At 60.3% G+C, this 13,710-nt stretch carries 13 protein-coding genes; 4 read left to right on the top strand and 9 right to left on the bottom strand.

Going from position 1 to position 13,710, the window contains the following annotated elements:
* Positions 1-105: 105 nt before the first annotated feature.
* Together ABQX22_RS16550 and colR are read right to left on the bottom strand one after the other, a co-directional pair.
* The gene (locus ABQX22_RS16550) at positions 106-1,386 is read right to left on the bottom strand and encodes a sensor histidine kinase (RefSeq protein ID WP_349800940.1); all 1,281 of its coding nucleotides are present in this window, start codon (positions 1,384-1,386) and stop codon (positions 106-108) included.
* Positions 1,376-2,059: a two-component system response regulator ColR gene (colR, locus tag ABQX22_RS16545; protein ID WP_349800939.1), complete on the bottom strand. Its 684-nt coding sequence runs from the start codon at positions 2,057-2,059 to the stop codon at positions 1,376-1,378. Before colR ends, ABQX22_RS16550 begins: the two co-directional genes overlap by 11 nt.
* 247 nt (positions 2,060-2,306) lie before the next feature.
* Between colR and ABQX22_RS16540 the strand changes: the two genes are divergently transcribed.
* Positions 2,307-3,050 (top strand): phosphatase PAP2 family protein, encoded by a 744-nt coding sequence (locus ABQX22_RS16540; protein ID WP_349800938.1) that lies wholly within the window; start codon positions 2,307-2,309, stop codon positions 3,048-3,050.
* 903 nt (positions 3,051-3,953) lie between these two features.
* Here the strand turns inward: ABQX22_RS16540 and groL are convergent.
* The 5 genes from groL to ABQX22_RS16515 form a co-directional block, all read right to left on the bottom strand.
* Positions 3,954-5,600: a chaperonin GroEL gene (groL, locus tag ABQX22_RS16535; protein ID WP_349800937.1), complete on the bottom strand. Its 1,647-nt coding sequence runs from the start codon at positions 5,598-5,600 to the stop codon at positions 3,954-3,956.
* Positions 5,601-5,651: 51 nt separating this feature from the next.
* Positions 5,652-5,945, bottom strand: coding sequence for a co-chaperone GroES (locus ABQX22_RS16530; protein WP_349800936.1), 294 nt, complete (start codon positions 5,943-5,945; stop codon positions 5,652-5,654).
* Positions 5,946-6,198: 253 nt separating this feature from the next.
* Entirely contained in the window at positions 6,199-6,693 is a 495-nt protein-coding gene (locus ABQX22_RS16525; RefSeq protein WP_349800935.1) for an FxsA family protein, read from the bottom strand.
* 66 nt (positions 6,694-6,759) lie between these two features.
* Positions 6,760-7,491 (bottom strand): HugZ family pyridoxamine 5'-phosphate oxidase, encoded by a 732-nt coding sequence (locus ABQX22_RS16520; RefSeq protein WP_349800934.1) that lies wholly within the window; start codon positions 7,489-7,491, stop codon positions 6,760-6,762.
* Positions 7,492-7,760: 269 nt separating this feature from the next.
* Positions 7,761-8,717, bottom strand: a complete 957-nt coding sequence (locus ABQX22_RS16515; RefSeq protein ID WP_349800933.1) for a DUF481 domain-containing protein — start codon at positions 8,715-8,717, stop codon at positions 7,761-7,763.
* A 211-nt stretch (positions 8,718-8,928) separates the two neighbouring features.
* Between ABQX22_RS16515 and ABQX22_RS16510 the strand changes: the two genes are divergently transcribed.
* A complete protein-coding gene (locus ABQX22_RS16510) occupies positions 8,929-9,297 on the top strand; it encodes an MGMT family protein (RefSeq protein ID WP_349800932.1) in 369 nt (122 codons plus the stop codon).
* Positions 9,298-9,339: 42 nt separating this feature from the next.
* On the top strand, positions 9,340-10,905 hold the full coding sequence (locus tag ABQX22_RS16505; RefSeq protein ID WP_349800931.1) for an AmpG family muropeptide MFS transporter: 1,566 nt from the start codon (positions 9,340-9,342) through the stop codon (positions 10,903-10,905).
* 177 nt (positions 10,906-11,082) lie between these two features.
* Here the strand turns inward: ABQX22_RS16505 and ABQX22_RS16500 are convergent, their stop codons facing one another.
* Together ABQX22_RS16500 and ABQX22_RS16495 are read right to left on the bottom strand one after the other, a co-directional pair.
* Positions 11,083-11,934 carry a mechanosensitive ion channel family protein gene (locus tag ABQX22_RS16500; protein WP_349800930.1) on the bottom strand — a complete coding sequence of 284 codons (852 nt, stop codon included), beginning with the start codon at positions 11,932-11,934 and terminating at the stop codon, positions 11,083-11,085.
* Positions 11,935-12,074: 140 nt separating this feature from the next.
* Positions 12,075-12,560, bottom strand: coding sequence for a YajQ family cyclic di-GMP-binding protein (locus ABQX22_RS16495; RefSeq protein ID WP_349800929.1), 486 nt, complete (start codon positions 12,558-12,560; stop codon positions 12,075-12,077).
* Between the two features lie 176 nt (positions 12,561-12,736).
* Between ABQX22_RS16495 and ABQX22_RS16490 the strand changes: the two genes are divergently transcribed.
* Positions 12,737-13,654 (top strand): putative 2-dehydropantoate 2-reductase, encoded by a 918-nt coding sequence (locus ABQX22_RS16490; RefSeq protein ID WP_349800928.1) that lies wholly within the window; start codon positions 12,737-12,739, stop codon positions 13,652-13,654.
* Positions 13,655-13,710 lie beyond the last annotated feature (56 nt).

Here is a 13,710-nt window from a genome sequence, read left to right as displayed (position 1 = left end):
CCGGGCAGATGTTACGAGGTTTTACTGCGCGCTGTAGGAATCGGGTAATAGGTTCGTCAGAAAATAGCCGTATCACCCCGCGAATAGTCCTAACAGTCGTGCGCTTCAGCCGGCCTCAGGTGTCAGATCCACGATAAATCGGCACCCGTTGGGTTCCATGGTTTCCAGGTCCACGCGCCAGCCCTGGTTCTCGCAGATGCGCTGTACCAACGACAAGCCCAAGCCCAGGCCTTCGCCGCGCTGTTCACTGCCGCGCACGAAGGGCTTGAACATGGCTTCGCGTTTTTCTTCCGGGATACCCACGCCGCTGTCTTCGACGACGAACCCTTCACCCTGCAGTGTCAGGCGGATGAACCCGCTGTCGGTGTAATGCAGCGCGTTGCGCAACAGGTTGCCCATGACAGCGTAAAGAAAGGTCGCGTTGTAGGACGTGCCCGAGGCCTGGCCCGGTGTGTAAGTCAGTTGCAGGCCCTTGGACTCGATCGGATCACGCCACAAGGCAATCAGTTGCTCGGCCGCAGCTTGCAGCGACAACTGGGGATTGAGCCCGGCGTCGTCGCGCTGGGTTCGCGCGAGCATGAGGAAGGTCTGCACCAGGTCGCGCATCTCCTCGCACGCCCGAGCCACGCGTTCGACCTGGGCCTTGGCGCGTTGATCCAGCGCCGGGTTTTCCAGCAGCAGCTCACAGGAACTGGCCAGCACCATCAACGGTGTGCGCAGCTCGTGGCTGACGTCGCTGGTGAACATGCGCTCGCGAGTCAGGGCGTCGCGTAACCGACCCAGGGTGGCGTCGAAGGCCACGGCCAGTTCGCCCACCTCATCGGCGGCGTAATCCGGCGCCAGGGGGGGCGCAAGGCCCAGCAGTTGATCGCGATGACGGACCTGACGCGCAAGCCGCACCACCGGCGCCATTACCCGTCGGGCGAGAATCCAGCCCAGGAATACCGCCAGTGCCAGCGCCAGGACGAAACCCACCAGCACCACGGCAAACAGCACCCGCTCACGCTCCTCGAAATCGCTCTGGTCCTGCAGCAGCACGTAATGGCGGTTGTCCACCACCTCAACCATGGCGTGGTAAGACAGCGGCCCGCGGAAGACTTCGTGGAAACCCGGCTCCAGATGACGCAGGTCCTTGGGCAGGTCGAAGTCGCCCGGCCCGCCGCTGAAGTAAAACAGCTGGTCGGGCTCGGGGCGATGACTCCAGTCGCTGACGTTGTCCATCAACAGCAGGCGGGTCAGATCGCCGCCGAGCCCGGCCGAAATCAACTTCTCCTCCACCAGGTGCACCGTGGCGACGATGCCCATGGCGAACGATCCGGCCACCAGCGCGCTCATCAGGGCAAAGGCAATGATGATCCGCTGGGCAAGGCTTTGCTTAAACTCCATCACGACCCTCGGCCAGGCGATAGCCCACGCCATGCACCGTCTGCAACAACGGTTTGGCGAATGGCTTATCGATCACCTGACGCAACTGGTGAACGTGGCTGCGCAGGCTGTCACTGTCCGGGCAATCGTCGCCCCAGAGGGCTTCTTCGAGGATTTCACGTCGCAGCACGTGGGGACTCTTCTGCATCAGGACCGCCAGCAGTTTCAGGCCAACGGGGTTGAGCTTGAGCAGGCGGTTCTCACGGGTGACCTCCAGGGTGTCGAGGTCGTAAATCAGATCGGCCACCTGCAACGTGCGCTTGCCGCCGCCTTGGGCACGACGCAGCACCGCTTCGATGCGAGCCGCCAGTTCCGACAAGGCGAAAGGTTTGAGCAGGTAATCGTCTGCGCCTGAGCGGAAACCCTGCAGGCGGTCGTCCAACTGGTCGCGGGCGGTGAGCATGATCACCGGGGTGTCGCGCCGGGCGTCTTCACGCAGGCGCTTGCACAACGTGTAGCCGTCGATGCCCGGCAGCATGATGTCCAGCACAATGAGGTCGTAATGTTCGGTCGCCGCCAGGTGCAGCCCGGAGAGCCCATCCTGCGCGCAATCGACGGTATAGCCTTTCATCCCCAGGTAATCGGCCAGATTGGCCAGGATGTCGCGGTTGTCTTCAACCAGCAGAATTCGCATGGGGGCACGTTCTCCATTTGCAGGGTACGGCCTGAGCCGCAGTACCACGCATTTTCAGAGCTGAAGGCGTGTGCGACGGGTCAGAGTTGGCGGCAGCTTAAGGCGAAGTGGGCTGCAGGGAAAGCGCCGTATTGCATAACGTTTTTTTCACTCCCGGTTCACGGCCCGCTGACACTCAACCGCTCATTCTCCCGCCGGTCCTCGGCTCGAACCCGAGCATTCTCGTCCCCCCTTCTCTGGATCACACATGCCAATAGCCGTCGCAACGCCTGAGTCGCGCCCACTCAACGCGTGGGTGTGCCTGGGCATCCCCGCCGTCACGGCCATCGCCCTTCTTTTGCTGGAACTGACCTCGATGGACATGGATGTCGCGAAGTGGGCGTTTGACCCGGCGGCCGGGAATTTCATCGGCCGCCACAGTTACTTTCTGGAAAACGTGCTGCACGACCGGGCCAAGGAAGTGGTGATTGCACTGGCGGTGCTGGCATTTGTGGGGTTCGTCGGCGCGTTCTTCATCGAGCAACTCAAGCCCTGGCGTCGGGAGTTGGGGTGTCTGGTGCTGTCGATGGCGCTTTCCACCGGCTTTGTGACGCCGGTGAAAGTGGCGACCTCGGTGCAGTGCCCGTGGAGCCTGACGGATTTCGGCGGCACGGAAACCTACAGCAAACTGCTCAGCCCTCGCCCGCCCACCGACAAGCCCGGCCGTTGCTGGCCAGGCGGTCATGCGGCGACCGGCTTTACGTTGTTTGCGCTGTACTTTGTGTGGCGTGACCGCAAGCCGAAACTGGCCCGGGCGGGGCTGGTGTTTGCCTTCGGCCTGGGGACGGTGTTTTCCATCGGCCGAATGCTGCAGGGTGCGCATTTTTTGTCGCACAACATCTGGACGGCGGTGTTCTGCTGGCTTATCTGTCTGGGGGCCTACTATGCGGTGCTCTACAGACCCGCGTCGAGCAAGGCACGCGGGCTGGGTTCGGAGCGCATTTCGACCTGATATGCAGGCGTTACGCGTTCCCCTGTAGGAGCTGACGAGTACCGCGAGGCTCCGGGGTCGCGCTCGACCGATGCGGTTTGGCTGACACGATTTTGCTTGTGTGTATATCCGTTATCGGGGGTGTTGCTGACATCGGTTCCGCTCTTACAGCGGGTCACTTTGTCTTGGCAAAGTAACCAAACCGCCTCGCTCCCGTGTCCGGCCCCTCCTTCGTCGGGGTTCCCTCGCTCCGGCATTGCTCCGCCGGTACGCGCCAAACGGACATCCATGTCCTAGTGGCGCTCGCACGACATCCATGTCGTGCGCCCGGCTCCGCAACACCTGCGCTCGGCCTCCCAAAGTCGCAATTTGTGGTGTTCACACCATCTCCACACGCCAGAAGAAAAGGCACGCGCTCTGCGCTCTTGGACGCGGAGCGTCCAATGCGGCGTTCCCACGCGGGAGCGTGGGAACGATCAGGCTTGTTCACTCGCCTTTGATCCTTATCCGCGCCAGTCCAGACACCACAAAACGCGACTTGGGTGCAGGCCGAACGCAGGTGGCGCGCAGTGGGATATCCGGGCATGGATGCCCGGTAAGCGCCGCCAGGACATGGATGTCCGTTCGGCGCGTGCCCACGGAGCGTCGCCGGAGTGAGGGAACCCGACGAAGGAGGGCCAAACCGGGAGCCAATGGTTTTGGTTACTTTTCCCGAAAGAAAAGTGACCCGCCGTAAGGGCGGAACCGATGTAAGCAACACCTTCGATAACGGATATACACACCGACCAAATCCGAGGCGTGTCAGGTAGACCGCATCGCGACCGTCGTAACCTCCGATTGCTCCTACAAGGGACCGCAGCGTTGCGCACACCCATAAAAAAACCCCGCCGAAGCGGGGTTTTTTAACATCGGGGTAAGGCTGGCTTACATCATGCCGCCCATACCACCCATGCCGCCCATGTCTGGCATACCGCCGCCAGCTGGACCTTTGTCATCAACCACGTCAGCAATCATCGCTTCGGTAGTGATCATCAGACTGGCGATCGAAGACGCAGCCTGCAACGCCGAACGCGTCACTTTAGCCGGATCCAGGATACCCATCTCGATCATGTCGCCGTATTCGCCGGTGGCAGCGTTGTAACCGTAGTTACCGGTACCCTGCTTGACCTTATCGACCACAACGCTTGGCTCGTCACCGGAGTTGGCAACGATCTGGCGCAGTGGCGCTTCAACTGCACGACGCAGCAGAGCGATACCTACGTTCTGGTCAGCGTTGTCGCCGCGCAGTTCGGAGATTGCCTGCAGCGAGCGAACCAGTGCCACGCCGCCGCCAGGTACCACGCCCTCTTCAACGGCTGCACGGGTGGCGTGCAGGGCGTCTTCAACGCGGGCTTTCTTCTCTTTCATTTCAACTTCGGAACCAGCGCCGACCTTGATCACTGCAACGCCGCCGGACAACTTGGCCAGACGCTCTTGCAGTTTTTCTTTGTCGTAATCCGAAGACGTGTCACCGATCTGCTGACGGATCTGAGCGATACGACCGTCGATGTCGGTACGAACGCCAGCACCGTCGATGATGGTGGTGTTTTCTTTGTTCAGCACAACGCGCTTGGCATTACCCAGGTGTTCCAGGGTAGCGGTTTCCAGGCTCAGGCCGATTTCTTCGGAAATCACGGTGCCGCCAGTCAGGACAGCGATGTCCTGCAGCATGGCCTTGCGACGGTCGCCGAAGCCTGGAGCCTTGACGGCTGCAACCTTGACGATACCGCGCATGTTGTTCACAACCAGCGTCGCCAGGGCTTCGCCTTCAACGTCTTCGGCAACGATCAACAGCGGACGGCCGGCTTTGGCCACTGCTTCCAGAACAGGCAGCATTTCGCGGATGTTCGAGATCTTCTTGTCAACCAGCAGCAACAGCGGGCTGTCGAGCTCGGCAACCATGGTGTCCGGCTTGTTGATGAAGTACGGGGACAGGTAACCGCGGTCGAACTGCATGCCTTCAACAACCGACAGTTCGTTTTCCAGACCTGTGCCTTCTTCAACGGTGATAACACCGTCTTTGGTCACTTTTTCCATGGCTTCGGCAATGATGTCGCCGATGGAATTGTCGGAGTTGGCCGAGATGGTGCCGACCTGGGCGATCGCCTTGGTGTCAGTGCACGGCTTGGACAGCTTGCGCAGCTCAGCAACGATGGCGATGGTCGCCTTGTCGATGCCGCGCTTGAGGTCCATCGGGTTCATGCCGGCAGCGACGGCTTTCAGGCCTTCGTTGACGATGGCTTGAGCCAGAACGGTTGCAGTGGTGGTGCCGTCGCCTGCGTCATCGTTGGCACGGGAGGCAACGTCTTTGACCAGCTGCGCGCCCATGTTTTCGAAACGGTCTTTGAGTTCGATTTCCTTGGCAACCGACACACCGTCTTTGGTGATCAGCGGAGCGCCAAAGCTTTTCTCGATGATGACGTTACGACCCTTCGGGCCCAGCGTTGCTTTTACTGCGTCAGCCAGGACGTTTACACCGGCGAGCATTTTTTTACGGCCAACGTCGCCGAACTTAACTTCTTTAGCAGCCATGATCGATATTCCTTAAATACTTTGTAGTAACGGGAAATGCGCGGGAATCACTCAGCCTTCGACGACTGCGAGAATTTCGTTCTCGCTCATCACCAGCAGGTCTTCGCCGTCTACTTTCACAGTGTTGCTGCCGGAGTAAGGGCCGAACACCACTTTGTCACCCACTTTCACGGCCGGCGCACGTACTTCACCGTTGTCCAGGACGCGACCTGTACCCACAGCGAGGATCTCGCCGCGGTTAGGCTTTTCAGCGGCCGAACCTGGCAGAACGATGCCGCCAGCAGTTTTGGTTTCTTCTTCGCTGCGACGGATTACGACGCGGTCATGCAGAGGACGAAGCTTCATTGTCGATCTCCTGATTATGGTTTTTGAACGCCCGGTGTCAGCACCGGCGGGTTAAAACATCCGGGCTTGCCGGTTACGGTTCGCGAGCGAACCGCAGAATACGGTCTGGCGAAACGCGCCAGAAACCTTGCGGTGACCCATACATAAGGGCGTACGAGCTGATTACAAGGCCACGGCAGAAAATTTTTGTGACACGCAGGGCCCTGAAAACAAGCGCGGCACCCGAAGGTGCCGCGCAGTCAGGGATGGGTCATCACTTATCGCGATGTTCAAACTCGCCTTCGATGACTTCGCCTTCAATCACGTCCGGCTTGCGCGCACCGGGACGACCGGCGCCAGGGGGCGTGGAGACATCAGCGACCGGGTCATCGGCGAACGCACGGCGACGCATGGCTGAATTTTCAGCGCGTTGACGCACCTTGGCCACCAACGCCTTACGGGTGAACGGCATCAGGCAGATCAAGCCCAACACGTCACTGATGAACCCCGGCAACAGCAGCAGACCGCCACCCACCGTCATCATCAGGCCGTCCATCATCTGTTGCGCGGGCAGCTCGCCCCGCGATAACGCTTCGCGCGCACGCAATGCGGTCGCAAACCCGGCAACCCGGATCACAAACAAGCCCAGCATCGATCCGCCGACGACCAGGAGGAACGTCGCGAGAAAGCCAATGGACATGCCGACTTTCACCAGCACGAACAGCTCGAGCACCGGAAAAAGCAAAAAAAGAACCAGAAAAACGCGCATCAAATACATTCCTCGACGCAGAAGTGACTGCCAATACACCTTAAATGACGTCGCAAGCTCGTGAATTCAAGCCTCAATGGCGTCGCGCGTCGGCCATTTTTGGGCGTGAGCCAGCTGGACCAAGGCTTGGCGCACTTGTATCGGCGTATGACAGGGCTCGCTGAATGCCAGCCAGTAAAGGCCATGACCGATGCGAAGGTGCATACCTTCGCTGTCGACGCCGACCAGTGTTGCAGGTTCGGTCTCGGGCAATCCGCACACGCTGACGTAGTGCGCGATGGCTTTGGTGTGATCTTCGTTCATGTGCTCGACCATGCTGGTCTCGGCCGCACCGGCAAACGGATTGGCCAAGGCCACATCGTCGAGCCAATGGATCGCGCCGAACCCGCCGATGAAGCGATAGCGCACCGGCGCCAGCACCCAGAAATCGAAATCGTGGGCGCTGTGGTAGCTGGCCGATTCAGGGAAATAGCGGTAGTAGCGCTGGGCGGCTGCTTCGATTGCCGCCTCATCGGTCACCTTCACCCCTTCGGCCATGACCGTGACACGCCCCACGGCCTGAACATCTTCCGCTTCACGCTCCCCCACCAGCAACGAACATTTGCTGTCGTTGAGCAGGTTATGGGTGTGCTGGGCGATGCGGCTGATCAAGATCAACGGACGTCCGTGGTCATCAAGGCAATACGGCACCACCGAACCGAAGGGAAAACCCGGCATCGATTTGGAATGGGTCGAGAGGACGCCGCGGTATTCCTTAAGCAACAGCTCTCGGGCTTGCCGGGCAGCTTTGGCGCTCATGGGAGGCTCCTGAACAGTGAATCCGGCGAACGCGGAAAGAGGCGCTGGCATGTGCCGAGCGAGGTGCAGATACGATAAGCGTTATCGTGGGTGGGTGCCAGATACAGGCGCAGGGCTCATTGCTTTTGTAGGAGCTGACGAGCTGCCGAAGGCTGCGAGCCGGGGGCACGTGCGACGAATAATCATCGACTGGCCCAACGCTTCGCAGCCTTCGGCGGCTCGTCAGCTCCTACCCAAGCAAGCCGAATCGAAGGTATGCGTGAAATCAGTTACCAGGCCACACCAAAACCTGCGGTGTAGCGCGTGCGGTCCAGGTCGCCGTCTGACGAGCCGCTGATGATGTCTTTCTCGGCCTTGACGTTGAGCGAGGCCCATTCGGTGACTTTGTAGCGCAATCCGACTTCGCTTTCGAGGCTGTAGTCCGCCACGCCGCTGAGGGGCTTGCCCACTTCGCCGTTGGTGAAGAACTCGACCTTCTTACCGATCAGGTAGCGGTTGTAATCCCACGTACCCGCGACCGAGTAGAAGTTGTCCTTCTCGCCGTTGGAATATTCGAAGTCAGTGCGGTTGATCAGGGCGCCCAGTTTGAACGCGCCCAGTTCGTCATCCCAGAACTGGTAGCCAGGACCGGTACCGACCACGCGCTGGCGGGCCAGGTCTTCGATGGTGTCGCGCTTGTACGTGACGCGACCGTCCCAGAACCATTTGTCGGTGAAGAAACGGTCAACCGAGTATTCCACTTCCCAGTTATTGGTGGTGGTCAACTGGTCCTGGGATTCGCGGTTGTACTCGCCCTTGGCGTTGTGACGCCATTTGCCGTGGGTCGCCGTGGTCTTGAACGCGATGTTGTAGTCGTCGGTATCGTTTTCAGCACGCTGGAAGTCCAGCGCGGCATCGATATTGCCTTTCCACACCAGATCAGTGACGACCGGCTTAGGCTTGAGGATCTGCTGGATGCTGGCCAGTTCGACTGTCTTGGGCGCGTCGCCGTTGGCCAGCGTGACCTTGCCGTCATCCGCCGCTTGCAACGACTTGGAAATTTCGCCGTTGTAGGCGTCCTGCTTGACCAACAGATGCTGGTCACTTTCCAGCGTCTTGATCTCTTTCCAGTCCAGCGGGATATCACCGGCGTACTTGGTGTTCAACAGCAGCTTGCCGCCGTCGAAGACCTTGATGGTGCCCGTAAGCTTGTCGCCGTTTTTCAACCAGACGGTGTCGGCAAGCAAGGGAGTGGAAGCGCTGGTAACAGCAAGGCACAACAAGGTTCTGTAAAGCATAGGCGGCGACAAGGCTCGTGTTTGCGAAAAATCGGGCATTATCCGGGTGGATAACGTCTAGGCAATCCAGGGACCACCAATACAGCAGTCACAGACCGTAGGAAAGCTCCCTAGTTCCTTATCGAAAATTCCTATTCAGCATTCAATCAGGAACGAACGCGTGACCTCACTGCCCCCAACCTCCGACGACCCCAGCGGTCAATCGGCCGCACAAGCCCGAAAAACGGCGCTTTACCTGACCCTGCATCAAGTGCCGGAAGGCAAGGTTGTCAGCTATGGGCAACTGGCTGATCTGGCGGGTTTAGGACGAGCGGCACGCTTCGTCGGGCGGACGCTCAGCCAGCTGCCGGAAGGCTCTAGCCTGCCGTGGCATCGGGTGGTCGGCGCCGGTGGCAAACTCAGTCTGCAGCTCGGGACGGTCTCAGGTGACGAGCAACGTGCCCGTTTGAGGGCAGAAGGCGTGAATATCCATAACAATCGGGTAGATATGCAACGCCATGGCTGGCGCCCGACAGAGCACAACGGTTAGAGTGCGCCCTTTGTTTTCGTAACCTGAGGCAGATTCCAGCCCATGCCCCGCAAAACCTGGCGCGCCGCGCTCGCCGCATATGCCAGCCCTTCGACACTTGTATTGCTGCTACTCGGATTTGCCGCGGGCATGCCTTACATGTTGGTCTTTTCAACGCTTTCAGTGTGGTTGCGCGAAGCCGGTGTCGCTCGCGAGACCATCGGTTATGCCAGCCTGATCGGTCTTGCCTATGCCTTCAAATGGGTCTGGTCGCCCCTTCTCGACCAATGGCGTCTGCCCCTGCTCGGGCGGCTCGGGCGTCGCCGCTCATGGCTGGTGCTGTCGCAATCACTGGTGGTCCTGGGCCTGATCGGCATGGGTTTCTGTGACCCGCAGCAGCACTTGTCCTGGCTGATCGCAATTGCGGTGGTGGTGTCGTTTTCGTCCGCCACTCAAGACATCGCCATCGACGCCTACCGCCTGGAAATCGCCTCCGACAGTCAACAAGCCACGCTCGCCGCCAGCTACATGGCCGGTTATCGCGTCGCGGCCCTGCTGGCGACTGCCGGTGCCTTGTACTTCGCCGAAGGCTTCGGCTCCACCGGTTTCGCCTACAAGCACTCCGCCTGGACGGGCACCTATGTGCTGTTCGGCCTGCTGATGCTGCCCGCGCTGGTCACCACACTGATCATGCGCGAACCGGCGGTGCCGTTGCGCACACAGCTGTCTGCCGCGCGCTATGGCTTCATCCACCAACTGGCGTCGGTGTTCGTGCTGATAATCCTGTTGGTATCCGTGCCGGCGATGTTCACTCAGCTCTACAACACTGACTTTGCCAGCGTGCTGTTCGAAGGCACGACCTGGAAAGACCTGTTGATGGAAGACCGCGCCTTCCTGCGGGCCATCCTCTACACCCTGCTGACCACGCTGTGCCTGTCGTCCATCGGCCGTCGCGGTCTGGCGCCGGTGCTCACCCCCGTCAACGACTTCATCCTGCGCTACCGCTGGCAGGCATTTCTGTTGCTGGGGCTGATCGCGACCTATCGCATGTCCGACACGGTGATGGGCGTGATGGCCAACGTCTTCTACATCGATCAGGGCTTCACCAAGGACCAGATCGCCAGCGTCAGCAAGATCTTCGGCTTGATCATGACCCTGGCCGGTGCCGGTTTCGGCGGTTTGCTGATCGTACGCTTCGGCATCCTGCCGATTCTGTTCATTGGCGGTGTGACGTCGGCGTCCACCAACCTGCTGTTCCTGATGCTGGCCGACATGGGCCCGAACCTGAAGATGCTGGTCGTGACGATCTCGCTGGATAACTTCAGTTCGGGGCTCGCGACGTCAGCATTCGTGGCATACCTGTCGAGCCTGACCAACCTCAAGTTTTCGGCCACGCAATACGCGCTGCTCAGCTCCATCATGCTATTGCTGCCGCGACTGATTGGCGGTTACTCGGGGGTCATGGTGGAGAAGCTCGGCTACCACAACTTCTTCCTGGCCACCGCATTGATGGGCGTGCCGACGTTGCTGATGATTGCGCTGCACTGGATGCAGGAGGCGCGCAAGGAGCGGCTCATCGAAGCCGCCAAGGCACTGCCGACGCAGACGCCGGTGAGTGAGCAGCCCTGAGCGAGCGCGACGCGAACGTGTAGGAGCTGACGAGCCGCCAAAGGCTGCGATGCAATTTGTCTGACACACCGCATCGCAGCCTCGCACGGGCTCGTCAGCTCCTACAGGGGGGCGAGGGGCAAACAAAAAGGCCCCGCGCTTTCACAAGCCAGGGCCTTTTGATTGTTGCTGTCGCGATTACTTCTGCGCGGCGTCTTCCTGCACCACTCGAATCACCCGCTGCGGGAACGGGATGTCGATGTTGGCCGCACGCAAGCGGTCACGGGCTTCGGCGTTGAAGCGGTTGGACACGTCGCCGAAATCGCCGGTCTTGGTCCAGACCCGCAACGACACCGTGATCGAACTGTCGCCCAGGGCTGCCACGACGGCCTGCGGGGCCGGGTCCTGCAGGATGCGCGGATCATCGGCCATGTCCAGCAGTACCTGCATCGCCTGCTTGAGGTCAGCCTCGTAATCCACGCCCACATCGAACGTGATCTTGCGTGTCGGTTGGCGATTGGTGTTGGTGATGATGCCGTTCGACAGATTGCCGTTGGGCAGGATCACGGTCTTGTTGTCGCCGGTGCGCAACACGGTATGGAAAATCTGGATGGTGTCGACGGTCCCGGAAACGCCCTGGGCTTCGATCCAGTCACCGATGCGGAACGGGCGAAACAGCAAAATCAGCACCCCCCCGGCGAAGTTTGCCAGGCTGCCTTGCAGCGCCAGACCGATGGCCAGACCCGCAGCACCAATGGCCGCGACAAAGGAGGTGGTTTCCACGCCAATCATCGACGCCACGCTGACGATCAGCAGGATCTTGAGGATGATGTTGGCCAGCGTACTGATGAACCCCTGCAGCGCAAGGTCTGCATGCCTCAATGCCAACAACGCACCGATTTTGCTGGTCAGTCGGTTGATCAGCCACCAACCGATGGTCAGCGTCACCAGTGCCAGCAGCACGCGGCTGCCGTATTCCATGATCATCGGGATCCAGGCCTCGGACGCCTTGACCAGATGATCCACCTGATTTTCCAGGTTCAACTCCATCGATGTCTCCTTTTGCTCGCAAAACGAAAGACCGAAACAACAACGCTTGCGCCGTCATCATTTCGGTCAGGCTCAGCCCTCCGACGCCCGTCAAACCCGTAGGTTCCCGGTAAACAGGCGGGGCTGGCCGATTGCGGCGATCAGTCGCGGAAGTTGTTGAACTGCAGCGGCATGCCAAATTCGTGACCGCGCAGCAGGGCCATCGCTTCCTGCAGATCGTCACGCTTCTTGCCGGTGACGCGCACCTGCTCGCCCTGAATGGCGGCCTGGACCTTGAGCTTGGCGTCCTTGATGTGGGCGACGATCTTCTTGGCCAGCTCTTTGTCGATGCCTTCCTTGAGCGTGGCTTCTTGCTTCATCAGCTTGCCGGAACCGAAGGCGTCTTTGACTTCCAGGCATTGCACGTCGATCTTGCGCTTGACCAGCGCGAGCTTGAGGATCTCCACCATGGCCTCCAGCTGAAAATCGGCCTCGGCGGTCAGGTTGATCATCAAGTCCTTTTCCTTGAACTCGAAGCTGCCTTTGCCTTTGAGGTCGTACCGACGATCCAGGTCTTTCATGGCATTATCGACGGCATTAGTGACTTCGTGTTTATCCAGCTCCGACACTACGTCGAACGAGGGCATGTAAATTCTCCAATTGAACGGCGCGGCTCGGGGATGCAGAGGGAGCGCGCCTGACTTGACGTTATGAAAGCCGCATCATTATAACGAGACTTTTCCTACGTTCACTGTGAGCCTGTGATGTCGATGTCGGTTTCCTTTATTTCACAGTCAATCGCCTGCCTGCGGCGCAGGCGTTGATGTCCAATACCTGGCACGTCCTGGGTGCGGGCAGTCTCGGCACGCTGTGGGCGACCCGACTGTTTCGCGCAGGCTTTCCGGTTCGGCTAATCGTGCGGGATGCCGCGAGATTGGCAGCGTACGAGGCGGCAGGCGGGCTGACGCTGGATGAACAGGGTCAGCGCCAAACCTACGCGATTGCGGCGCAAATCCCACACACCGACGCGCCCATTGAACGATTGCTGGTGGCCTGCAAGGCGTACGAGGCAGAGCACGCCGTTTCCAGCGTGGCGGCACGCCTTTGCCCTGCTGCGGACATCTTGTTGCTGCAGAACGGGCTGGGCAGTCAGGACGCAGTGGCCGCTTGCGTGCCGACGGCTCGGTGCGTGCCGATCTCCAGTACCGAGGGCGCCTTTCGCGATCGGGACTTCAGCGTGGTGTTTGCCGGCCAAGGCTTCAACTGGCTGGGGGACTCGACCGATCAGGTGCCGCCTCACTGGCTGCATGAGCTGCGAACTGCGGGCATCACCCACGAATGGACTCCTGACATCCTCACCCGCCTCTGGCGCAAGCTGGCCCTCAACTGCGCGATCAATCCGCTGACGGTGCTGCATGACTGTCGCAACGGCGGGTTGTTGGCCCACGATGACGAAGTGGCAACGCTCTGCGCCGAGCTGACCCGACTGCTGGAATGTTGCGGTCAGCCGGCAGCGGCGGTCGACCTGCATGCCGAGGTCGTGCGGGTGATTCAGGCGACAGCCGCCAATTATTCCTCCATGCATCAGGACGTCGCCCAAAGGCGCCGCACCGAGATCAGCTACCTGCTGGGTTATGCGTGTGCCGCGGCAGAGCGTCATCAGTGTCCGGTACCGGCGCTGAACCTGTTGCGTGATCGCCTGATCGCACACCTCGAGGCTCGCGGGCTGCGCAGCGACTGACGCGCAATTTCGCGGCGCGGGTTTGCGCGCGAACTGAACAGCGCTACCCTGCCTGC

Origin of the sequence: Xanthomonas sp. WHRI 1810A, assembly GCF_040202885.1 — a bacterium.
GTDB lineage: Bacteria > Pseudomonadota > Gammaproteobacteria > Pseudomonadales > Pseudomonadaceae > Aquipseudomonas.
This window is presented reverse-complemented; position numbering and strand designations above follow the sequence as displayed.